Origin of the sequence: Lysobacter sp. Root604 (assembly GCF_001427505.1) — a bacterium.
Classification (GTDB): domain Bacteria; phylum Pseudomonadota; class Gammaproteobacteria; order Xanthomonadales; family Xanthomonadaceae; genus Lysobacter.
On sequence record NZ_LMGS01000001.1, the window covers coordinates 1 to 21154 of the forward strand.

Sequence of the window (21154 nt, forward strand, 5' to 3'; positions counted from 1 at the left end):
GGCTAAGGGTAAATTCGAGCGCACCAAGCCGCACGTGAACGTGGGCACCATCGGCCACGTGGACCACGGCAAGACCACGCTGACCGCAGCGCTGACCAAGGTGGGCGCGGAGCGTTTCGGCGGCGAGTTCAAGGCGTACGACGCGATCGACGCGGCGCCGGAAGAGAAGGCGCGCGGCATCACGATTTCGACGGCGCACGTCGAGTACGAATCGGCGAAYCGCCACTACGCGCACGTGGATTGCCCGGGCCACGCCGACTACGTGAAGAACATGATCACGGGTGCGGCGCAGATGGACGGCGCGATTCTGGTGTGCTCGGCCGCTGACGGCCCGATGCCGCAGACCCGCGAGCACATYCTGCTGTCGCGTCAGGTCGGCGTGCCGTACATCGTCGTGTTCCTGAACAAGGCCGACATGGTGGACGACGCCGAGCTGCTCGAGCTGGTCGAGATGGAAGTTCGCGAGCTGCTGACCAAGTACGAGTTCCCGGGCGACGACACCCCGATCATCCACGGTTCGGCCCGTCTGGCGCTGGAAGGCGACCAGTCGGAGATCGGCGTGCCGTCGATCCTGCGTCTGGTGGAYGCGCTGGACACGTTCATTCCGCAGCCGGAGCGYGCGATCGACAAGCCGTTCCTGATGCCGGTGGAAGACGTGTTCTCGATCTCGGGCCGCGGCACCGTGGTGACCGGTCGTATCGAGCGCGGCATCATCAAGGTGGGCGACGAAATCGAAATCGTCGGTATCCGTCCGACCCAGAAGACCACGGTCACGGGCGTSGAGATGTTCCGCAAGCTGCTGGACCAGGGTCAGGCGGGCGACAAYGCCGGTCTGCTGCTGCGCGGCACCAAGCGTGACGACGTCGAGCGCGGCCAGGTGCTGGCCAAGCCGGGTTCGATCACCCCGCACACCGAGTTCGAAGCCGAAGTCTACGTGCTGTCGAAGGACGAAGGCGGCCGTCACACCCCGTTCTTCAAGGGTTACCGTCCGCAGTTCTACTTCCGCACGACCGACATCACCGGCGCGGTGACGCTGCCGGACGGCGTGGAGATGGTCATGCCGGGCGACAACATCAAGATGGTCGTGTCGCTGATCAACCCGGTGGCGATGGACGACGGCCTGCGCTTCGCGATCCGCGAAGGCGGTCGTACGGTCGGCGCCGGCGTGGTGGCGAAGATCATCAAGTNCGCTGATCAACCCGGTGGCGATGGACGACGGCCTGCGCTTCGCGATCCGCGAAGGCGGTCGTACGGTCGGCGCCGGCGTGGTGGCGAAGATCATCAAGTGACCCTTTGACCCGGGCGCCTCTGGCGCCCGGCCTTGTCAAAGGGTCATTCCCGCGAAGGCGGGAATCCAGGTCGCCCGCGTAGTTTGGGCCCTGGCAGATCCAGTCTCACCGCAACATGCAACACAGGAGCCGGGGTTCGCGCCCCGGTTCCGGGTCCTCCGGGCCGGCCCTTTCGGGGCGCCGACCCGGGCATCCGCCGCCGATCGGGCGGGGCGCTTGCGTCCCTCCCGGCAATACGGTTAGAATGCTCGACCACCGCGCCAGGTCTGTTAATTCAGGCCGGCACGACCAGCGAAATGAGGAGCAGGACGCACCTCGTATTCGCCAGACAGGGATATGTCGCACGGCAGCGCTCCGTACGTTCCGGGCCCTCGAGGCTTCCAAGGAACGCACACGGGGCCCTTCGTGCGTTCTGCTCAGTCTGGGCGGATCGGGAAACCGGTCTGCCTTAGTTTTTTCCAGGCAAGGAAGCTCCGGGGCGAGGGTGCTGCTCTGGAGTGTTTGCGTTTTCGTGGGGTTCGGCACACCCAGAAGCCGGCCCGTCGCTCTTTCAACCAAGGAATTCCGTCATGGCGGACCAAAAGATCCGGATTCGGCTGAAGGCGTACGATCATCGTTTGATCGACCGCTCGGCCAGCGAGATCGTCGAGACGGCTAAGCGGACCGGCGCGCAAGTGCGCGGCCCGATCCCGCTGCCGACCAAGATCGAGCGTTACACCGTTCTGGTTTCCCCGCACGTCGATAAGGACGCGCGCGACCAGTACGAGACCCGCACGCACAAGCGCGTGCTCGACATCGTCGACCCCAACGACAAGACCGTGGACGCGCTGATGAAGCTCGAACTCGCGGCTGGCGTCGACGTGCAGATCAAGCTGACCTGAGGCAAGCCACCATGACCGCGAAGAAATATTCGTTGGGCATCGTCGGCCGTAAGGCCGGCATGAGCCGCGTCTTCCTCGCCGACGGTAAGTCGGTGCCGGTGACGCTGATCGAAGCCACTCCGAACCGTATCACCCAGATCAAGACCACCGACACCGACGGCTACAGCGCCGTGCAGGTGACGGTCGGCGTGCGCCGCGCTGCGCTCGTCAACAAGCCGGAAGCCGGTCACCTCGCCAAGGCGAAGGTCGAAGCCGGTCGCGGCCTGTGGGAGCTGCGCGTGGAAGCCGACCAGATCGGCGCTTTCGAAGTGGGCGGCGAGATCAAGGCCGACATCTTCTCCGAAGGCCAGATCGTCGACGTCCAGGGCATCACCAAGGGCAAGGGCTTCCAGGGCACCATCAAGCGCTGGAATTTCCGCATGGGCGACGCGACGCACGGTAACTCGCTGTCGCACCGCTCGCCGGGTTCGATCGGCCAGCGCCAGACGCCGGGCCGCGTTTTCCCGGGCAAGAAGATGTCCGGTCACATGGGCGCCGTCCAGCAGAGCACGCAGGGCCTGGAAGTGGTCAAGGTCGACGCCGAGCGCGGCCTGATCGCCATCAAGGGCGCCGTGCCGGGCGCGCCGGGCGGCGACGTGATCGTCCGTCCGACGAGCAAGGGAGCATAACGATGGAACTTGCCATCAACGGTAGCGACAAGAAGCTGTCGGTTTCCGACGCCATCTTCGATCGCGAATTCAGCGAAGACCTGGTCCACCAGGTCGTTGTGGCCTACCGCAACGCGGGCCGCGCCGGCACCAAGGCGCAGAAGACGCGTTCGGAAGTCAACGGCACCACCAAGAAGTCGAAGAAGCAGAAGGGCGGCGGTGCGCGTCACGGCGCGCTGACGGCTCCGATCTTCGTCGGCGGCGGCGTGACCTTCGCGGCCAAGCCGCGCAGCTTCGCGCAGAAGGTCAACCGCAAGATGTACCGCGCAGCGATGGCTGCGATCCTGTCGGAGTTGAACCGTCAGGGCCGCATCACCGTCGTCGAGACGCTGGACATCGACTCGCCGAAGACCTCGGGCATGGTCGCCAAGCTGAAGTCGCTCGAAATGGGCCGTCGTCCGCTGCTCGTCACCGAGGAAGCCTCCGAGAACCTGTACCTCTCGGCGCGCAACCTGCCTTACGTTGAAGTCCGCGACGTTCAGGGACTCGATCCGGTCGCCCTCGTCGGCGCCGATTCGATCGTGTTCACGACCGATGCGGTCAAGAAGATCGAGGAGTGGCTGGCATGAACGACGCCAAGCTCTACAGCATCATCCGTGCGCCGCGCGTGTCCGAAAAGACCGCGCGTCTGCAGGAAGTTTCCAACCAATACGTCTTCGAAGTCGCGACGGACGCTACCAAGGCCGACATCAAGGTCGCCGTGGAAAAGCTGTTCGACGTGAAGGTCGAGGCGGTGAATGTGGTCAACGTGAAGGGCAAGAACAAGGCCTTCAAGTTCCGCATGGGCCGTCGCGCCGACTGGCGTAAGGCGTACGTGAAGCTGGCCGCTGGCCAGTCGATCGACGTGATTGCCAAGCCCTGAGGAAAGACCCATGGCATTGATGACTTTCAAGCCCACTTCCCCCGGCCGCCGTAGCGCGGTCCGCGTGGTGACGCCGGGCCTGCATAAGGGCGCGCCGCACGCGGCGTTGGTCGAGAAGCAGAGCAAGAGCGGCGGCCGTAACCACCACGGTCGCATCACCACCCGTCATATCGGCGGTGGCCACAAGCAGCATTACCGCATCATCGACTTCAAGCGCGACAAGGTCGGCATCCCCGCCCGCGTCGAGCGGATCGAATACGATCCGAACCGCACCGCGCACATCGCGCTGCTGTGCTACGTCGATGGCGAGCGTCGTTACATCATCGCCCCCAAGGGCCTGAAGGACGGCGACCAGGTGATCGCGGGCCGCGACGCCCCGATCCGCGTCGGCAACACGCTGCCGCTGAGCAACATCCCGGTCGGCACCACCGTGTGCTGCGTCGAGATGAAGCCGGGCAAGGGCGCCCAGCTGGCCCGCGCGGCCGGCGCCAGCGCCTACCTGGTGGCTCGCGAGCAGGGCTACGCCACGCTGCGTCTTCGCTCCGGCGAAATGCGCAAGGTGCCGTCGGAATGCGGCGCCACGATCGGCGAAGTCGGCAACGACGAGCACAGCCTCGAGAAGCTCGGCAAGGCCGGCGCCAAGCGCTGGCGCGGTATCAAGCCGACCGTCCGCGGCGCGGCCATGAACCCGGTCGACCATCCGCACGGCGGTGGTGAGGCCAAGGCTGGCCAGGGCAACCCGCATCCGGTCACGCCGTGGGGCGTGCCGACCAAGGGTTACAAGACGCGTAAGAACAAGCGTACGCAGCAGTTCATCGTTCGCGATCGCAGGAGCTAATCGGCCATGGCACGTTCACTCAAAAAGGGTCCGTTCGTCGACCACCATCTCGCAAAGAAGGTGGAGACCGCGGGCAACAACAAGAAGCCGATCAAGACCTGGTCGCGTCGCTCGATGGTGCTGCCGGAGATGGTGGGTTTCACCATCGCGGTGCACAACGGCAAGAACCACATCCCGGTGTTGGTCAACGAGAATATGGTTGGCCACAAGCTTGGCGAATTCGCCCTGACCCGTACGTTTAAGGGTCACGGCGGCGACAAGAAGTCGGGCAAGTAAGGAGATGACCATGGAAGCGAAAGCCATCCTGCGCACCGCGCGCATCTCCCCGCAGAAGGCCCGCCTGGTCGCCGACCAGGTGCGCGGTCTGTCCGCCGAACGCGCCGTCAACCTGCTGAAGTTCTCGGATAAGAAGGCAGCTGCACTGATCCGCAAGGTCGTGGAGTCCGCCATCGCCAACGCCGAGAACAACCAGGGCGCCGACGTCGACGAGCTCAAGGTCAAGACCATCATGGTGGACGAGGGTCCCGCACTGAAGCGCTTCATGGCGCGTGCGAAGGGCCGCGGCACCCGCATCCTCAAGCGCACCAGCCACATTACTGTGGTTGTGGGCGCGGGCAAGTAAGGCGGAGTCAGACAATGGGTCATAAAGTTCATCCGACCGGTATCCGCCTTGGTATCTCCAAGGACTGGAACTCCAAGTGGTTCGCCGGCAAGAAGCAGTACGCCGAGTACCTGGCCGCCGATCTCAAGGTCCGCGAGATGCTTCGCAAGAAGCTCGCGCAGGCCGGTATCTCGAAGATCTTCATCGAGCGTCCGGCCAACAACGCCCGCGTCACGATCCACACCGCCCGTCCGGGCGTGGTGATCGGCAAGCGCGGCGAGGACATCGAGAAGCTGCGTAAGGAAGTCAGCGCGCTGATGGGCGTTCCGGCGCACATCAACGTGACCGAGGTCCGCAAGCCGGAACTCGACGCGCAGCTGGTCGCCGAGTCGATCGCTCAGCAGCTCGAGCGCCGCATCATGTTCCGTCGCGCGATGAAGCGCGCCGTGGGCAACGCGATGCGCCTGGGTGCCCTGGGCATCAAGGTCAACGTCGCCGGCCGTCTCAACGGCGCCGAGATCGCGCGTTCGGAGTGGTACCGCGAAGGCCGCGTGCCTCTGCACACCCTGCGCGCCGACATCGACTACGGCTTCGCTGAAGCCAAGACGACGTACGGCATCATCGGCATCAAAGTCTGGGTCTACCGCGGCGAAATCTTCGATTTCTCGCAGGTCGGCCAGGAAAAGCAGGACGATTCGCCGCGCAGCGATCGTGGTGACCGCGGCGACCGCGGCGACCGTAACGACCGTCCGGGCCGTCCTGCCCGCGAACAGAGGTAATCCGCCATGTTGCAACCCAAGCGAACCAAGTACCGCAAGGTACACAAGGGCCGCAATGAGGGCCTGAGCTGGAACGGCAATGCCGTCAGCTTCGGCGAATACGGCCTCAAGGCGACCGCACACGGCCAGCTGACCGCGCGTCAGATCGAAGCGGCTCGCCGCTCGATCAGCCGCTACGTCAAGCGCGGCGGCAAGATGTGGATCCGCGTGTTCCCGGACAAGCCGATCACCAAGAAGCCGATCGAAGTCCGAATGGGCTCCGGTAAGGGCAACGTCGAGTACTGGGTCGCTCAGATCCAGCCCGGTCGCATGATTTACGAGATCGAAGGTGTCGCAGAGGACGTCGCGCGCGAAGCGTTCCGTCTGGCGGCCGCCAAGCTCTCGGTGACCACCACTTTCGTTACCCGGACGGTGCGCTAATGGAACTCAAGCAACTGCGCGAGAAGTCGGCTGACGAGCTCAAGGCTCATCTGGTCGACCTGCACAAGGAGAGCTTCGCCCTCCGCATGCAGAAGGCCACCGGTCAGCTCGCTAAGACTCATGAGGCCCGCCGTGTTCGCCGCGAGATCGCTCGCGTGAACATGCTGCTGGGTCAGAAGAAGTAAGGACCCACGCCATGACCGACAACAACACAGAGAAGGCGCTGCGCACGGTTGAAGGCCGGGTCGTCAGCAACAAGATGGACAAGACCGTCACCGTGCTCGTCGAGCGTCAGGTCAAGCACGCGCTGTACGGCAAGTACATCCGTCGCTCGACCAAGCTCCACGCCCACGACGCCGAGAACGCCTGCAAAGAAGGCGACATCGTGCGAGTGAAGGAAATTGCGCCGATGTCGAAGACCAAGAACTGGAGCGTGGTTGAGATCGTCAGCCGCGTGGCCGAATAAGAGGAGGCTGAACCATGATCCAGATGCAAAGCTACCTCGCCGTGGCCGACAACTCCGGTGCTAAAGAAGTGATGTGCATCAAGGTGCTCGGCGGCTCCAAGCGCCGTTACGCGCACATTGGCGACATCATCAAGGTCACCGTCAAGGACGCGATCCCGCGCGGCAAGGTCAAGAAGGGCGACGTCTACGACGCCGTCGTGGTCCGTACCCGCAAGGGCGTTCGTCGCCCGGACGGTTCGCTGATCCGCTTCGATGGCAACGCTGCGGTGTTGCTCAACAACAAGCATGAGCCGATCGGCACCCGTATCTTCGGGCCCGTGACTCGCGAGCTGCGCTCGGAGAAGTTCATGAAGATCGTCTCGCTCGCGCCTGAAGTGCTCTGAGCGGAGGAACTAGACCATGAACCGTATCAAGAAGGGCGATCAGGTGATCGTCACCGCCGGCAAGGACAAGGGCAAGAAGGGCGACGTCGTGCGCGTTCTCGGCGACAAGGTCGTCGTGGCGAACATCAACATCGTCAAGCGCCACACCAAGCCGAATCCGCAGGCCAACCAGCCGGGCGGCGTGATCGAGCGCGAAGCGCCGATCCACATTTCCAACGTCATGCTGTTCAACCCGGCCACCGGCAAGGGCGAACGCATCGGTTTCAAGGTGCTGGAGGATGGACGCAAACTGCGTGTGTTCCGCTCCAGCGGTGAGGCGGTTGACGCCTGAGGAATGCTGAAATGACCACCCGGCTCGAAGAGTTCTACAAGAATGAAGTGGTTCCTGCGCTGACCGAGAAGTTCGGTTACAAGAACCCGATGGAAGTGCCGCGCCTGAGCAAGATCACGCTGAACATGGGCGTGGGCGAGGCTGCGACCAACAAGAAGATCCTGGAAAATGCCGTCGCCGACATGGCCAAGATCTCCGGCCAGAAGCCGATCGTGACGAAGACCCGCGTGTCGGTGGCTTCGTTCAAGATCCGCGACGGCTGGCCGATCGGCGCCAAGGTCACCCTGCGCCGCGCCAAGATGTACGAGTTCATGGACCGCCTGATCAACATCTCGCTGCCGCGCGTGCGCGACTTCCGCGGTGTCTCGGGTCGTTCGTTCGACGGCCGTGGCAACTACAACATGGGCGTCAAGGAACAGATCATCTTCCCGGAAATCGATTTCGATCAGGTCGACGCGCTGCGCGGCATGGACATCGCGATCACCACGACCGCGAAGACCGATGCCGAGGCCAAAGCCCTGCTCGAAGCCTTCCGCTTCCCGTTCCGCAACTGAGTCTAGGATTGAACTATGGCTAAGACCTCCATGATCAACCGCGACATCAAGCGGACCAAGCTGGTGAAGAAGTTCGCCGGCAAGCGTGATGCGCTGAAGAAGATCATCTCCAGCGACAGCTCCTCCTACGAGGAGAAGCTGGAAGCCGCCGTCAAGCTGCAGAAGCTGCCGCGCGACTCCTCGCCGAGCCGCCAGCGCAACCGCTGCGCCCTGACCGGCCGTTCGCGCGGCGTCTACCAGAAGTTCGGCCTCGGCCGCAACAAGCTGCGTGAAGCCACCATGCGCGGCGACGTGCCTGGTCTTCGCAAGGCAAGCTGGTAAGATAGTCGGCTGTCCCAGCTGTACCGCCGCGGCCCTCGGGTCGCGGCGGCGCTGTTGAAAGTGTCGTAACCCGTTGTATCTATTACTGAAATTCGCAATCCCGCGGATATCGGTGCTACTCATAGGTGATATTCAATGAGCATGACTGATCCCATCGCCGACATGCTGGTCCGCATCAAGAATGCGGCGGCTGTTCGGAAGCAGACGGTGAAGATGCCGTCGTCCAAGGTGAAGGTGGCCATCGCCGCCGTTCTCAAGGACGAGGGCTACATCCTGGACTCGCGCGTGACCCAAACCACGCCGGGCAAGGCCGAACTCGAAATTTCGCTGAAGTACTACGAAGGCAAGCCGGTGATCGAGCGCCTCCAGCGCTACTCCCGTTCGGGCCTGCGCCAGTACCGCGGCAAGGAAGCGCTGCCCAAGGTCCTCGGCGGCCTGGGTATCGCCATCATCTCCACCTCGAAGGGCATCATGACCGATGCGCAGGCGCGCCAGCAGGGCGTCGGCGGTGAAGTCCTGTGCTTCGTGGCCTAAGGGAGGAATCGTAATGTCCCGAGTTGCCAAGAAGCCGGTCGCCCTCCCGAAGGGTGTCGAAGTGAACGTGCAGGCCGACAACGTCAGCGCCAAGGGCCCGAAGGGCACCTTGTCGATCGCGAAGCCGGCGGCCATCAACCTGCAGATCGAAAACGGCGAAGCCGTGTTCACCACCGAAGACGCCGCGCTGATCCCGTTGACGGGCACCCTGCGCGCGATCCTCGCGAACATGGTCAAGGGCGTCTCCGAAGGCTTCGAGCGCAAGCTCGAGCTGGTCGGCGTCGGCTACCGCGCCTCGATGCAGGGTCAGGACCTCAGCCTCGCGCTGGGTTTCTCGCACCCGGTGCTGTTCAAGGCTCCGGAAGGCATCACCATCGCTACCCCCACCCAGACCGAGATCGTGGTCCAGGGCGCGGACAAGCAGCGCGTCGGTGAAGTCGCCGCCAAGATTCGTGGTTTCCGTCCGCCGGAGCCCTACAAGGGCAAGGGCGTGAAGTACGCCGGCGAAGTCATCATCCGCAAGGAAGCCAAGAAGGCCTAAGGAACGCATCGCCCTCGCAGGGCCGTGCCGACCCCCCTTCAGCTTTCGGAGATCAGAACATGAACAAGAACATTTCCCGCCTGCGTCGCGCCAAGTCCACCCGCGCGCACATCCGCGAACTCGGCGTGCCGCGCCTGTCGGTGCTGCGCACCGGTCAGCACCTGTACGCCCAGGTCTTCACCGCCGACGGCTCCAAGGTCCTGGCTGCCGCCTCGACCGTGCAGGCCGACGTCAAGGAAGGCCTGAAGAACGGCAAGAACGCCGAGGCCGCCGTCAAGGTCGGTCACGCGATCGCCGCCAAGGCCAAGGCCGCCGGCATCGAGAAGGTCGCGTTCGACCGTTCGGGCTACCGCTACCACGGTCGCATCAAGGCTCTGGCCGATGCGGCGCGCGAAGGCGGCCTGAAGTTCTAAGGCTTGAAGGCGAGGGGATTCGTCCCCACGCCTGAACCAGACAACTGCCGGCGCGGTCTGCGCCGGGCGTCAGGACGGGTTCCCGTCCTGATCGCGGCACCCGATGCATATCACAACCATAAGCGGCGACGCCGCAAATCCCATAAACCTACGAGATATCGAAATGGCTGAAGAACAGCGTGCACCGCGGGGTCGTGATCGCGACCGTAACCGCGAAGAGATCGACGACGGCATGATCGAGAAGCTGATCGCGGTCAACCGCGTCAGCAAGACCGTCAAGGGCGGTCGCCAGTTCACCTTCACCGCGCTGACGGTGGTGGGCGACGGCAACGGCAAGGTCGGCTTCGGCTACGGCAAGGCGCGCGAAGTGCCGGTCGCGATCCAGAAGTCGATGGAATACGCCCGCAAGGCGATGAACAACGTCGATCTGAACAACGGCACCTTGTGGCACGCCGTGAAGTCGGGCCACGGCGCGGCGCATGTGTTCATGCAGCCGGCGTCGGAAGGTACCGGCGTGATCGCCGGCGGCGCGATGCGCGCTGTGCTGGAAGCGGTCGGCGTCAAGAACGTGCTGGCCAAGGCCACCGGTTCGCGCAACCCGATCAACCTGGTTCGCGCCACGCTGAAGGGTCTCACCGGCATGCATTCGCCGGCCAAGATCGCGGCCAAGCGCGGCAAGAAGGTGGAGGATCTCAACCATGGCTAAGGCTGCTAACAAGCCGGTCGAAGGCGGCACCGTCACGGTGCGCCTCGTCAAGGGTCTGCGTGGCTGCCAGTCGCGTCACCGTCTGTCGGTGAAGGCGCTGGGCCTGAACAAGCTCAACGACGTGCGGACGCTGAAGGACAGCCCGCAGGTTCGTGGCCTGATCAACACGGTCCACTACCTGGTTCAGGTCGAGGGCTAAGGAGAACATCATGCGTCTCAATACACTCAAGCCGGCTGACGGCGCCCGCGAAGACCGCAAGCGCGTCGGTCGCGGTATCGGTTCCGGCCTCGGCAAGACCGCCGGCCGCGGCCACAAGGGTTCGTTCGCTCGTTCGGGCAAGGGCAAGATCAAGGCCGGCTTCGAAGGCGGTCAGACCCCGATGCAGCGTCGTCTGCCGAAGATCGGCTTCCGCTCCAAGACCAAGAAGGACACCGCCGAAGTGCTGTCCTACCAGTTGGACAAGCTGGAAGCCGGCGAGATCGATTTCGCCAAGTTGCTGGCGGCCAAGCTGGTTCCGACCACGGCCAAGCAGGCGAAGATCGTGAAGAAGGGCGAGCTGAACAAGGCGTTCGTGCTCAAGGGCGTGCTGGCCACGGCCGGTGCTAAGGCCGCTATCGAAGCGGCCGGCGGCAAGGTCGAGGAGTAAGCGATACATGGCGCGGAGCAGCAACGCGATGGCCGGTCTCGGCGGCGGTCTCGGTAAGTTCACCGAGCTCCGCCAACGTCTGCTGTTCGTAGTCGGCGCATTGATCGTCTACCGCATCGGTTGCTACATCCCGGTGCCGGGCGTCAATCCCGAGGCGATGCTCAAGCTCATGGAATCGCAGAAGGGCACGATCGTGGACATGTTCAACATGTTCTCGGGCGGCGCCCTTCACCGTTTCAGCCTGTTCGCGCTGAACGTGATGCCGTACATCTCGGCGTCGATCATCGTGCAGCTGCTGGTGCAGATCGTGCCCAGCCTGAAGGCCATCCAGAAGGAAGGCGAGTCGGGCCGGCGCAAGATCAACCAGTGGTCGCGCATGGGTGCGATCCCCCTGGCCGTGTTCCAGGCCTGGGGTATCGCGACGGCCTTGCAGGCCGGTGGCGCCAGCCAGGGCATTCCGGTGGTCTACAACCCGGGTCCGGGCTTCATCCTGACCGCGGTGATCGCGTTGACCGCGGGCACCATGTTCCTGATGTGGATCGGCGAGCAGGTGACCGAGCGCGGCATCGGCAACGGCGTGTCGTTGATCATCTTCGCCGGCATCGTCGCGGGCCTGCCCGCCGCGGTGATCACGATGTTCACCCAGATCAACGACGGCACCATGAACCCCATGACCGCGATCGCGGTGGTGGCCATCGTGGTGGTGTTCACCTACCTGGTGGTGTTCGTCGAGCGCGGCCAGCGGCGGATCACGGTCAATTACGCCCGTCGTCAGGGCGGCCGTAACGCCTACATGAACCAGTCGTCGTTCCTGCCGTTGAAGCTCAACATGTCCGGCGTGATCCCGGCCATCTTCGCCTCGAGCATCGTGATGTTCCCGGCGACGGCGGCCACCTGGTTCAGCCAGAGCAGCTCGGCCACCTGGCTGCAGCGGGTCAGCCAGTGGCTGAACCCGGGCGAGCCGCTGCATATGATCCTGTATGCGGCCCTGATCATCGGTTTCGCCTTCTTCTATACGGCGCTGGTGTTCAACTCGCAGGAAACGGCCGACAATCTGAAGAAGTCGGGCGCGCTGATTCCGGGCATTCGCCCGGGCAAGGCGACGGCCGACTATGTCGACGGCGTGCTGACCCGCCTCACGGCGGCCGGCGCGGCTTATCTGGTGATCGTCTGTCTCCTCCCGGAGATCATGCGCACCCAACTGGGCACCTCGTTCTACTTCGGCGGCACTTCGTTGCTGATCGTGGTGGTGGTGGTGATGGATTTCATCGCTCAAATCCAGGCTCATCTGATGTCCCATCAGTACGAGAGCCTGTTGAAGAAGGCGAACTTGAAGGGCGGCTCGCGCGGCGGTCTCGCGCGCGGGTGAGTCGGGGCCATTCCGCGCGCCAGAGTAGCGCGCGGGGCGAGTAGGGCGGGATCGCCCTGTTCAGCCAGTCCCGATTCGTCGCCGGAGCATGGGCACACTCCCCATGCCGTGGTTCCGTGGCACCCCTGGGTGCCGCGGGGCTTCCTATTAACCCGAGACCTTGTTAAAATTTCCAGTTCACTCCGCCGGGATTAATCCGTCTCGGCCGCCAAACTCAGTTGGAGATCGCGTTATGGCGCGTATTGCGGGCGTCAATTTGCCTGCCCAGAAGCATGTCTGGGTCGGTTTGCAAAGCATTTTCGGCATCGGCCGTACCCGTTCGAAGAAGGTCTGCGATGCCGCAGGCGTGAATTCTTCGACCAAGATCCGTGACCTGTCCGAGCCGGAAGTCGAGCGCCTGCGCGCCGAAGTCGGTAAGTACGTGGTCGAAGGCGACCTGCGTCGCGAGGTCGGTATCGCTATCAAGCGTCTGATGGACCTGGGCTGCTACCGCGGCCTGCGTCACCGCCGCGGCTTGCCGCTGCGCGGTCAGCGCACGCGTACCAATGCACGTACCCGTAAGGGTCCGCGCAAGGCCATCAGGAAGTAAGGGGTAGACCATGGCTAAGCCGGCAGCTGCAAAAACCAAGAAGAAGATCAAGCGCGTCGTCACCGACGGCATCGCCCACGTCCACGCTTCTTTCAACAACACGATCATCACGATCACCGACCGCCAGGGCAACGCGCTCTCGTGGGCGACTTCGGGCGGCGCGGGTTTCCGCGGCTCGCGTAAGTCGACCCCGTTCGCCGCTCAGGTCGCCGCCGAAAAGGCAGGCCGTGCTGCGCTCGACTACGGCGTGAAGTCGCTGGAAGTGCGCATCAAGGGTCCGGGTCCGGGCCGTGAGTCCGCCGTTCGTTCTTTGAACAACGTCGGTTACAAGATCATGAACATCATCGACGTGACGCCTATCCCGCACAACGGGTGCCGTCCGCCGAAGAAGCGTCGCGTCTGAGGAGCTGAAGAAAAATGGCTCGTTATATCGGTCCCACCTGTAAGCTCGCTCGTCGCGAAGGCGCCGACCTCGGCTTGAAGTCGTCCGCTCGCGCACTCGATTCGAAGTGCAAGCTCGAGCAGAAGCCCGGCCAACACGGCCCCACCGCCCGCAAGGGCAAGCTGTCCGACTACGCCACCCAGCTTCGCGAGAAGCAGAAGGTCAAGCGTATTTACGGCCTGCTGGAACGTCAGTTCCGCAACTACTACAAGAAGGCTTCGACCAAGAAGGGCAACACCGGCGAAAACCTGCTGCAGCTCCTGGAGACGCGTCTCGACAACGTGATCTACCGCATGGGCTTCGCGGTCACCCGTCCGGCCGCCCGTCAGTTGGTCTCGCACCGCGGCGTTACGGTTAACGGCAAGTCCGTCAATCTGCCGTCCTACCAGGTCAAGGCCGGCGACGCGATCGCGTTGTCCGAGCGGGCCCAGAAGCAGCTGCGCGTGCAGGAATCCCTGACCGTGGCCTCGCAGATGGACCTCTCGCCGTCCTGGGTCGAGGTCGACAGCAAGAAGTTCAGCGGTGTGTTCAAGGCTGTGCCGGATCGTGCCGATCTGCCGGCCGATATCAACGAAGCGCTGATCGTCGAGCTGTACTCGAAGTAATTATCTTTTGAAGCCCCGGTTCGCCGGGGCCTCGCAGGAGACACCGAAACATGACGGTTACCGCCAACCAGGTACTGCGTCCGCGCGGTCCCCAGATCGAACGCCTTGCCGGCAATCGCGCCAAGGTCGTGATCGAGCCGCTGGAACGCGGCTACGGCCACACCCTCGGCAATGCGCTGCGCCGTGTGCTGCTGTCTTCGATCCCGGGTTTCGCCATCACCGAAGTCGAAATCGATGGCGTGCTCCACGAGTACACCACCGTTGAAGGTCTCGAAGAGGACGTGCTTGAAGTCCTGTTGAACCTCAAGGACGTCGCCATCCGCATGCACACCGGCGACGCTTCCACGCTGTCGCTGGCCAAGCAGGGTCCTGGCATCGTCACCGCCGGCGACATCAAGACCGACCACAACGTCGAAATCTTGAACACCGAGCACGTGATCTGCCACCTGACCAAGGACACGGCGATCAACATGCGTCTGAAGATCGAGCGTGGCTTCGGCTATCAGCCGGCCGCCGCGCGCCGTCGTCCGGACGAAGAAACCCGCACCATCGGCCGCCTGATGCTGGATGCCAGCTTCTCGCCGGTCCGTCGCGTCGCCTATGCCGTCGAAGCCGCGCGCGTCGAACAGCGTACCGACCTCGACAAGCTGGTGCTGGACATCGAAACCAACGGCACGATCGACGCCGAGGAAGCCGTGCGCACCGCCGCCGACATCCTCACCGACCAGCTGTCGGTGTTCGGCGATTTCACCCACCGCGACCGCGGTGCGGCGAAGCCGGCCACCAGCGGCATCGATCCGATCCTGCTGCGTCCGATCGACGACCTCGAGCTCACCGTTCGTTCGGCCAACTGCCTCAAGGCCGAGAGCATCTACTACGTCGGCGATCTGATTCAGAAGACCGAAGTCGAGCTGCTCAAGACCCCGAACCTGGGCAAGAAGTCGCTCACCGAGATCAAGGAAGTGCTGGCTCAGCGCGGCCTGTCCCTCGGCATGAAGCTGGAAAACTGGCCGCCGGCCGGGATCGCTCAGCACGGCATGATGGGGTGAGCCCCAGCCTCGCTCGCGCGGCACTGCCGCGCGGCTGGGGCGAACGCCCGACGCACTGCGTCGGGCAGGGGAGCGACAAGGGTCCACGCCGAAGCTAGCCGAAGCGTGGACTCTTGATCCATCGGCAGTATCGCAACACCGCAACACGCAACACAGACGTCGACGGGCCGCAGGCCCGCGACGATGCCCGATCAGGACGAACGGGCTCGGACCATCCGCAGTCCATGCAACAACGCCATGAAGGCGACAGCGAACCTCAATAGCGACACCATTCATCAGGAATCACGACCATGCGCCACCAGAAATCCGGACGTAAGTTCAGCCGCACCAGTGCCCATCGCGATGCGATGTTCACCAACATGGCTGCGTCCCTCATCAAGCACGGCCTCATCCGCACCACCCTGCCCAAGGCCAAGGAACTGCGCCGCGTCGCAGAGCCGCTGATCACCTTGGCCAAGGTCGACGGCGTCGCCAACCGCCGCCTTGCCTTCTCGCGCCTGCGCGACAAGGAAGCCGTGGGCACGCTGTTCACGACCCTGGGTCCGCGCTATCAGGCGCGTCCGGGTGGTTATCTGCGCATCCTCAAGTGCGGTTTCCGCGCTGGCGACAATGCGCCGATGGCCTACGTCGAGCTGGTCGACCGTCCCGAAGCCGCCGAGTAATCGACGGCGCGGAGATCGATCCGCAGCGATACCCCGCAACGTCGCGCCAGCGGCGATGCGAGCGAGAGCCCCGGCCCAGGCCGGGGCTTTTGCGTTCTGGCGACGGTTACGACAGCAACGGTTTCGCGGGCAACGAAAGGCAACTTTTGCCGCCTGTCGGAGTCTTCTGACGACATAACCGAACCGGCGCCGCTGCCCGCTAGGCACGGCGCTGCCCACGACGTAAGGTGACCACATGACCGCCAGTCCATTTTCCGCCTCGTTCCGCGTCCAATACCTGCTCGGCTTCCTGGCCTGCGCGGGCCTGCTGGGCTACGCCTTCTACCTGCAATTGCACGACGGCCTGGAGCCGTGCCCGCTGTGCATCTTCCAGCGCGTGGCCTTCTTCGCGCTCGGCCTGGTGTTCCTGATCGGCGCGATCCACGGCCCCAAGGGCGCGCGCGGCCGCAAGATCTACGGCGTGTTCGCGCTGCTGGCCGCGCTGGGCGGCATCCTGGTGGCCGGCAATCACGTCCGCCTGCAGCACCTGCCGCCGGACCAGGTTCCGGCCTGCGGCCCGGGCCTGGACTACATGCTCGAGGCCATGCCGATCGCCGGCGTGATCCGCAAGGTCATGACCGGTTCCGGCGAATGCGCCGCGGTCGACTGGACCTTCCTGGGCCTGGCCATGCCGGCCTGGAGCCTGATCTGCTTCCTGGTGTTGGCTGCCTGGGCCGCCTACGCCGCGTTCCGCAAGCGCGTTACCGTTTGATCGCCGACGCGCCCTGCGCGCGTCCTTCGCAATTCGTACCGCAACCACTGGATCCAAGGAAATGAGCGCCACCGACCGCAACCTCCGAGCCGTCAACCTGCCAGCCAACTGGACGCCCACGTCCTGGCGCGAGCGCACCGCGCTGCAGTTGCCGACCTATCCGGACGCGGCCGAACTCGCCGACGCCCTGCAGGAACTGCGCAACCTGCCGCCGCTGGTGACCTCGTGGGAGATCCTCGCGCTCAAGCAGCAGCTGGCGGAGGCCCAGGAGGGCAAGCGCTTCCTGCTGCAGGGCGGCGACTGCGCCGAGAGCTTCGATCAGTGCTCCTCGGACGTGATTTCCAACCGGCTCAAGGTGCTGCTGCAGATGAGCCTGGTGCTGGTGCACGGCATGCGCAAGCCGGTGGTGCGGGTCGGGCGTTTCGCCGGCCAGTACGCCAAGCCGCGTTCGGCCGACACCGAGACCATCGGCGACGTGACCCTGCCCAGCTACCGCGGCGACATGGTCAACGCGCCGGCCTTCACCGAGGCCGCGCGCCGCCCCGATCCGCGCCGCATGATCAAGGCGCATGCGCGCTCGGCGATGACGATGAACTTCGTGCGCGCCCTGATCGACGGCGGTTTCGCCGACCTGCATCACCCCGAGTACTGGAACCTGAACTGGGTCGGGCATTCGCCGCTCGCCGACGAGTACCGGCGCATGGTCAATGCGATCGGCGATGCGGTGCGCTTCATGGAGACCCTGTCGGGCTCGGAAGTGCACAACCTCAACCGGGTCGACTTCTACACCTCGCACGAAGCCCTGCTGCTGCCCTACGAAGAGTCGCTGACCCGGCAGGTGCCGCGTCACTGGGGCTACTTCAACCTCAGCACCCATTACCCGTGGATCGGCATGCGCACCGCCGCCGCCGACGGCGCCCACGCCGAATACTTCCGCGGCATCCGCAATCCGATCGCGCTCAAGGTCGGTCCCTCGGTTACGTCGGATCAGTTGCTGCGCACGATCGACCTGCTCAACCCCGAGGACGAGCCGGGCCGCCTGAGCTTCATCCATCGCATGGGCGCGGGCACGATCGCCGACAAGCTGCCGCCGCTGCTGGACGCGGTGCGCCGCGACGGTCGCCGCGTGCTGTGGGTCTGCGATCCGATGCACGGCAACACCGAGAGCACCAGCAACGGCTACAAGACCCGCCGCTTCCGCAACATCCGCAGCGAGATCGAGCAGGCCTTCGAGCTGCATGCCGCGGCCGGCACCCGCCTGGGCGGCGTGCATCTGGAGCTGACCGGTGAGGACGTGACCGAATGCCTGGGTGGCGCACGCGAGCTCACCGAGAGCGATCTGGAACGCGCCTACCACTCCACGGTCGATCCGCGCCTGAACTACGAGCAGGCGCTGGAAGTGGCGATGCTGATCGTGCGCAAGCAGGCGCAGATCGCCGCGCCGGCCTGAGCCCGATGGCTAGACCAGAACCGGCTGCGATACGCCGCCGGTTCGGGTCTTACTTGGCCCGACGCTTGCCGACACGGGACCTCGAATGACGCACGAGCGCGCCAACCGCTGGCTGATCGCGGCCGGCCTCGGCAGCGCGTTGGCGGCGCTGCTGCACCTGGGCTGCATCGCGTTCGGCGCGCCCTGGTACCGGTTCTTCGGCGCCGGCGAGCGGATGGCGCAGCTGGCGATCGCGGGCAGTCCGTATCCGACGGTCGTGACCCTGTTGATCGCCGGCGTGCTCGCTATCTGGGCCTTGTACGCGCTGTCCGGCGCGGGTGCGATCCGGCGTCTGCCCTTGTTGCGCAGTGCTTTGTGCGCGATCATCGCGGTCTACCTGCTGCGCGGCGTGATCGCGCTGCCGTTCGTCGCGCAAATGCCGGAGCGCAGCCCGGCGTTCTGGTACTGGAGTTCGGCGATCTGCTTCGTCCTGGGCGCGTTGCATCTGATCGGCCTGCGCCAGGCCTGGGCGCACCTGTCGGCCAGTCGCAGCGTGCGGTGAACCGCATCGTTCGCGCAGCCGCCCGCTCGTAGTGAGATGGCGATGGTGCGGTTATCACCGCACCCTACGAATCCGAGAGGCCGGCCGTAGGATGTGGTGAGCGCAGCGAACCGCATCGTCGCGTAGCCACGCGCATTGGACGAGACGGCGGTGGCGCGGTTACATCGCCGCAGCCAACGCCGCTGCGATTGTCGCCGCGCCCTACGGCGCCCGCACCGATTACATCGATACGCTGGGCAGATAACGCGGCGCTATGCGCGCGCGCGTGAGTTGCTCGAAGGCGTAACCGTAGCTGAGCAGCTTGGCCTCGCTCCATTTGGGTCCCAGAAAGGCCAGGCCCACCGGCAGGCCGCGGACGTCGCCCATCGGAACGGTCAGGCTGGGATAGCCCGAGACCGCGGCCGCGCCGTAACCGGCGCCGCCGAAATGGTCGCCGTTGATCGGGTCGACCAGGAACGCCGGGCCGGTCGTCGGCGCGACCAGGGCGTCGAGCTGGTGGCGTTTGAGCGTGGCGTCGATGCCTTGAGGGCCGGCCAGCCGTCGCGCTTTCGCCGCGGCCTGGCGGTAGGCCGCATCGCTGAGCGGGCCCATCTTGGCGGCGCTTTCGAACAGTTCCTGGCCGAACAACGGCATCTCCTGCTCGGCATGCGCGCGGTTGTAGGCGATCAGCTCGTCCAGCGTGCGCACCGGCGCCTGGCTGTCGCGCAGATAGCGCTCCAGGCCGTCCTTGAACTCGTACAGCAGCACCTGGTACTCGGCCTCGTCCCACTGCCCGGCGGTGGGGATCTCGACTTCGATCACGGTGGCGCCGGCCTTGCGCAGGCTTGCGATCGCGCGCTCCAGCGCGGCGTTGAGCTCGGGTTGATAGCGCACGCCGGAGTTGTGCAGGAAACCGATGCGCGCGCCTTGCAAGGCGCCCGGATCGAGTGCGGCGCCGTAGTCGGCGAGGCGGTGCCCGTCGGCGCGGCGCGCGGCTTCGTCGCCGCCGGCGTCGGCCGCGGCCAGCGCGCTCAGCAGACGCGCCGCATCGGCGACGCTGCGCGCCATCGGGCCGGCGGTGTCCTGGCTGGCCGAGATCGGGATGATGCCGCTGCGGCTGATCAGGCCCACGGTCGGCTTCAGGCCGACCAGGCCGTTCATGGCCGAGGGGCACAGGATGCTGCCGTCGGTTTCGGTGCCCACGCCGACCGCGGCCAGGCTGGACGCGATCGCCACGCCGCTGCCGCTGCTGGAGCCGCAAGCCGTGCGATCCAATGCATAGGGGTTGCGGGTGAGCAGGCCGCGCCCGCTCCAACCCGAGCTCGAACGGCTGGAACGGAAGTTGGCCCATTCGCTGAGGTTGGTCTTGCCCAGGATCACCGCGCCGGCGGCGCGCAACGCGGCGACCAGCGGCGCGTCGGTCTTGGGCTTGTGCGCGGCCAGCGCCAGCGATCCGGCCGAGTTGGCCATCGGCGTGGCATCGATGTTGTCCTTCAACAGCACCGGGATCCCGTGCAGCGGGCCGCGGAGTTTGCCGGCCTTGCGCTCGGCGTCGAGGCGATCGGCTTCGAGCAAGGCATCGGGATTGAGTTCGATCACCGCATTGAGCAGCGGGCCGTCGTCGTCGAGCGCGGCGATGCGGTCGAGGTAGGCCTGGGTCAGCTGGACGCTGCTGAGGCGGCCGTCGCGCAGGCGGGCGGCGAGATCGTCGAGCGTGGCTTCGACGACGCGGTGCGGGTCGGACAGCGCGCCGACCCTTGATGTGGCCGCCGAGGGTTCGCGCTTGGGCGCGGCGTCGTGGCTGCCGCGAGGGGCGCTCGCGCAGGCGGCCAGGGTCAATGCGAGTGCGAGCGCGGACAGTCGCGGCACAAACGGCGTGGAGTGCATCGGGCTAGCCCCCTTTCGGACGGCTACGAGTATGCACGAGCGCCTCTGCGGCGCTACGCAGCCGCCTCAGTGGCGGCGTTTGAACAGGTCGCGGCCCAGCACCCAGACCACGATCAGATTGATCACCAGCACCGCGACCGCGACCCAGCCCGGGTGCTTGAACAAGGCGTAGAGATCGAAGGGCAGATAGGCGGCGGCGCCTATGCAGCCCAGCCACGAGGCCCAGGCCTTGGCGCGCCACAGGCCCCAGGCTTCGATCACGTGCAGCACGCCGTAGGCCAGCACCGCGAGCGCGGCCAGGTGCACCGAGTGCGGGCTGATCGCGTCGGCGAACTTGGCCAGCCCGCCGTGCTCGGGATTGAGGTGGAAGCGCGTGATCAGTTCGTGGATCCAGCGCTGCAGCGGCGCCGGACCCAGCAGTTCCAGCCCGCTCGCGGCGAGCAGGCCCAGCAGGCCCTTGGCCGCTTCGACCAGCGCGATCACATGCAGGCCCGGGTGGGCCTGCGGTCGTGGATCGTAGTGAGCCTCGTCGCTCACGCGATGCGCTTGTGTGCGCC

At 65.2% G+C, this 21154-nt stretch carries 34 protein-coding genes; 32 read left to right on the forward strand and 2 right to left on the reverse strand.

What is annotated here, in order from left to right; all coding sequences use genetic code 11:
• The 32 genes from tuf to ASD69_RS00155 all read left to right on the forward strand — a co-directional run.
• Positions 1-1187 (forward strand): elongation factor Tu (tuf, locus tag ASD69_RS00005; protein ID WP_235567117.1); only part of this gene is annotated, 1187 nt, incomplete at both ends.
• Positions 1188-1193: 6 nt separating this feature from the next.
• On the forward strand, positions 1194-1289 hold the full coding sequence (locus ASD69_RS20965; RefSeq protein ID WP_255357227.1) for a hypothetical protein: 96 nt from the start codon (positions 1194-1196) through the stop codon (positions 1287-1289).
• A 569-nt stretch (positions 1290-1858) separates the two neighbouring features.
• Positions 1859-2170: a 30S ribosomal protein S10 gene (gene rpsJ, locus ASD69_RS00010; protein WP_022968186.1), complete on the forward strand. Its 312-nt coding sequence runs from the start codon at positions 1859-1861 to the stop codon at positions 2168-2170.
• Positions 2171-2181: 11 nt separating this feature from the next.
• Positions 2182-2838, forward strand: a complete 657-nt coding sequence (gene rplC / locus ASD69_RS00015) for a 50S ribosomal protein L3 (protein WP_056172304.1) — start codon at positions 2182-2184, stop codon at positions 2836-2838.
• 2 nt (positions 2839-2840) lie between these two features.
• The gene (gene rplD, locus ASD69_RS00020) at positions 2841-3446 is read left to right on the forward strand and encodes a 50S ribosomal protein L4 (protein ID WP_055902318.1); all 606 of its coding nucleotides are present in this window, start codon (positions 2841-2843) and stop codon (positions 3444-3446) included.
• Positions 3443-3739, forward strand: coding sequence for a 50S ribosomal protein L23 (gene rplW, locus ASD69_RS00025; protein WP_056172307.1), 297 nt, complete (start codon positions 3443-3445; stop codon positions 3737-3739). Before rplD ends, rplW begins: the two co-directional genes overlap by 4 nt.
• 10 nt (positions 3740-3749) lie before the next feature.
• Positions 3750-4577, forward strand: a complete 828-nt coding sequence (gene rplB / locus ASD69_RS00030; RefSeq protein ID WP_055902324.1) for a 50S ribosomal protein L2 — start codon at positions 3750-3752, stop codon at positions 4575-4577.
• A 6-nt stretch (positions 4578-4583) separates the two neighbouring features.
• Positions 4584-4853: a 30S ribosomal protein S19 gene (gene rpsS, locus ASD69_RS00035; protein WP_056172311.1), complete on the forward strand. Its 270-nt coding sequence runs from the start codon at positions 4584-4586 to the stop codon at positions 4851-4853.
• A 10-nt stretch (positions 4854-4863) separates the two neighbouring features.
• Positions 4864-5199, forward strand: a complete 336-nt coding sequence (gene rplV / locus ASD69_RS00040; RefSeq protein ID WP_056176302.1) for a 50S ribosomal protein L22 — start codon at positions 4864-4866, stop codon at positions 5197-5199.
• Positions 5200-5213: 14 nt separating this feature from the next.
• Positions 5214-5957, forward strand: a complete 744-nt coding sequence (gene rpsC / locus ASD69_RS00045) for a 30S ribosomal protein S3 (RefSeq protein ID WP_056172314.1) — start codon at positions 5214-5216, stop codon at positions 5955-5957.
• A gap of 6 nt (positions 5958-5963) precedes the next feature.
• A complete protein-coding gene (gene rplP / locus ASD69_RS00050) occupies positions 5964-6377 on the forward strand; it encodes a 50S ribosomal protein L16 (RefSeq protein WP_055902334.1) in 414 nt (137 codons plus the stop codon).
• On the forward strand, positions 6377-6562 hold the full coding sequence (gene rpmC, locus ASD69_RS00055; protein ID WP_056172318.1) for a 50S ribosomal protein L29: 186 nt from the start codon (positions 6377-6379) through the stop codon (positions 6560-6562). The genes rplP and rpmC overlap by 1 nt, the downstream gene beginning before the upstream one ends.
• Before the next feature lie 11 nt (positions 6563-6573).
• A complete protein-coding gene (rpsQ, locus tag ASD69_RS00060; RefSeq protein ID WP_055902341.1) occupies positions 6574-6843 on the forward strand; it encodes a 30S ribosomal protein S17 in 270 nt (89 codons plus the stop codon).
• 14 nt (positions 6844-6857) lie between these two features.
• Positions 6858-7226: a 50S ribosomal protein L14 gene (gene rplN, locus ASD69_RS00065; protein WP_056172322.1), complete on the forward strand. Its 369-nt coding sequence runs from the start codon at positions 6858-6860 to the stop codon at positions 7224-7226.
• Between the two features lie 16 nt (positions 7227-7242).
• The gene (gene rplX, locus ASD69_RS00070) at positions 7243-7557 is read left to right on the forward strand and encodes a 50S ribosomal protein L24 (RefSeq protein ID WP_056172324.1); all 315 of its coding nucleotides are present in this window, start codon (positions 7243-7245) and stop codon (positions 7555-7557) included.
• 11 nt (positions 7558-7568) lie between these two features.
• Positions 7569-8111, forward strand: a complete 543-nt coding sequence (gene rplE / locus ASD69_RS00075; protein WP_056172328.1) for a 50S ribosomal protein L5 — start codon at positions 7569-7571, stop codon at positions 8109-8111.
• 15 nt (positions 8112-8126) lie between these two features.
• A complete protein-coding gene (rpsN, locus tag ASD69_RS00080) occupies positions 8127-8432 on the forward strand; it encodes a 30S ribosomal protein S14 (RefSeq protein ID WP_056172331.1) in 306 nt (101 codons plus the stop codon).
• A 135-nt stretch (positions 8433-8567) separates the two neighbouring features.
• Positions 8568-8966, forward strand: coding sequence for a 30S ribosomal protein S8 (rpsH, locus tag ASD69_RS00085; protein WP_056172334.1), 399 nt, complete (start codon positions 8568-8570; stop codon positions 8964-8966).
• A gap of 13 nt (positions 8967-8979) precedes the next feature.
• Entirely contained in the window at positions 8980-9507 is a 528-nt protein-coding gene (gene rplF / locus ASD69_RS00090; RefSeq protein ID WP_056172337.1) for a 50S ribosomal protein L6, read from the forward strand.
• Between the two features lie 59 nt (positions 9508-9566).
• Positions 9567-9920 carry a 50S ribosomal protein L18 gene (gene rplR, locus ASD69_RS00095; RefSeq protein WP_056172342.1) on the forward strand — a complete coding sequence of 118 codons (354 nt, stop codon included), beginning with the start codon at positions 9567-9569 and terminating at the stop codon, positions 9918-9920.
• Positions 9921-10083: 163 nt separating this feature from the next.
• The gene (gene rpsE / locus ASD69_RS00100) at positions 10084-10626 is read left to right on the forward strand and encodes a 30S ribosomal protein S5 (protein WP_055902361.1); all 543 of its coding nucleotides are present in this window, start codon (positions 10084-10086) and stop codon (positions 10624-10626) included.
• Positions 10619-10825 carry a 50S ribosomal protein L30 gene (gene rpmD / locus ASD69_RS00105; protein ID WP_036111762.1) on the forward strand — a complete coding sequence of 69 codons (207 nt, stop codon included), beginning with the start codon at positions 10619-10621 and terminating at the stop codon, positions 10823-10825. The genes rpsE and rpmD overlap by 8 nt, the downstream gene beginning before the upstream one ends.
• A 10-nt stretch (positions 10826-10835) precedes the next feature.
• Complete coding sequence (gene rplO, locus ASD69_RS00110) at positions 10836-11273, forward strand: 50S ribosomal protein L15 (protein ID WP_056172345.1); 438 nt, start codon at positions 10836-10838, stop codon at positions 11271-11273.
• 7 nt (positions 11274-11280) lie between these two features.
• A complete protein-coding gene (gene secY / locus ASD69_RS00115) occupies positions 11281-12642 on the forward strand; it encodes a preprotein translocase subunit SecY (RefSeq protein WP_056172348.1) in 1362 nt (453 codons plus the stop codon).
• A 232-nt stretch (positions 12643-12874) separates the two neighbouring features.
• Entirely contained in the window at positions 12875-13231 is a 357-nt protein-coding gene (gene rpsM / locus ASD69_RS00120; protein ID WP_056172351.1) for a 30S ribosomal protein S13, read from the forward strand.
• A 10-nt stretch (positions 13232-13241) separates the two neighbouring features.
• On the forward strand, positions 13242-13634 hold the full coding sequence (rpsK, locus tag ASD69_RS00125) for a 30S ribosomal protein S11 (RefSeq protein WP_055902370.1): 393 nt from the start codon (positions 13242-13244) through the stop codon (positions 13632-13634).
• A 14-nt stretch (positions 13635-13648) separates the two neighbouring features.
• Positions 13649-14278, forward strand: a complete 630-nt coding sequence (gene rpsD / locus ASD69_RS00130) for a 30S ribosomal protein S4 (protein ID WP_055902372.1) — start codon at positions 13649-13651, stop codon at positions 14276-14278.
• Between the two features lie 50 nt (positions 14279-14328).
• Positions 14329-15327 (forward strand): DNA-directed RNA polymerase subunit alpha, encoded by a 999-nt coding sequence (rpoA, locus tag ASD69_RS00135; RefSeq protein WP_055902375.1) that lies wholly within the window; start codon positions 14329-14331, stop codon positions 15325-15327.
• Positions 15328-15617: 290 nt separating this feature from the next.
• Positions 15618-15989, forward strand: coding sequence for a 50S ribosomal protein L17 (gene rplQ / locus ASD69_RS00140; RefSeq protein WP_056172353.1), 372 nt, complete (start codon positions 15618-15620; stop codon positions 15987-15989).
• 235 nt (positions 15990-16224) lie between these two features.
• Positions 16225-16740 carry a disulfide bond formation protein B gene (locus tag ASD69_RS00145; protein ID WP_056172355.1) on the forward strand — a complete coding sequence of 172 codons (516 nt, stop codon included), beginning with the start codon at positions 16225-16227 and terminating at the stop codon, positions 16738-16740.
• Between the two features lie 61 nt (positions 16741-16801).
• Complete coding sequence (locus ASD69_RS00150) at positions 16802-18190, forward strand: 3-deoxy-7-phosphoheptulonate synthase class II (RefSeq protein WP_056172358.1); 1389 nt, start codon at positions 16802-16804, stop codon at positions 18188-18190.
• Between the two features lie 85 nt (positions 18191-18275).
• On the forward strand, positions 18276-18731 hold the full coding sequence (locus ASD69_RS00155; RefSeq protein ID WP_056172362.1) for a hypothetical protein: 456 nt from the start codon (positions 18276-18278) through the stop codon (positions 18729-18731).
• Between the two features lie 219 nt (positions 18732-18950).
• On the opposite strand, the gene ASD69_RS00160 is transcribed toward ASD69_RS00155, so the two are convergent.
• Together ASD69_RS00160 and ASD69_RS00165 are read right to left on the reverse strand one after the other, a co-directional pair.
• Positions 18951-20597 carry an amidase gene (locus tag ASD69_RS00160; RefSeq protein ID WP_082576181.1) on the reverse strand — a complete coding sequence of 549 codons (1647 nt, stop codon included), beginning with the start codon at positions 20595-20597 and terminating at the stop codon, positions 18951-18953.
• Positions 20598-20663: 66 nt separating this feature from the next.
• The gene (locus ASD69_RS00165) at positions 20664-21134 is read right to left on the reverse strand and encodes a DUF2127 domain-containing protein (protein WP_056172365.1); all 471 of its coding nucleotides are present in this window, start codon (positions 21132-21134) and stop codon (positions 20664-20666) included.
• Between the last annotated feature and the right edge of the window lie 20 nt (positions 21135-21154).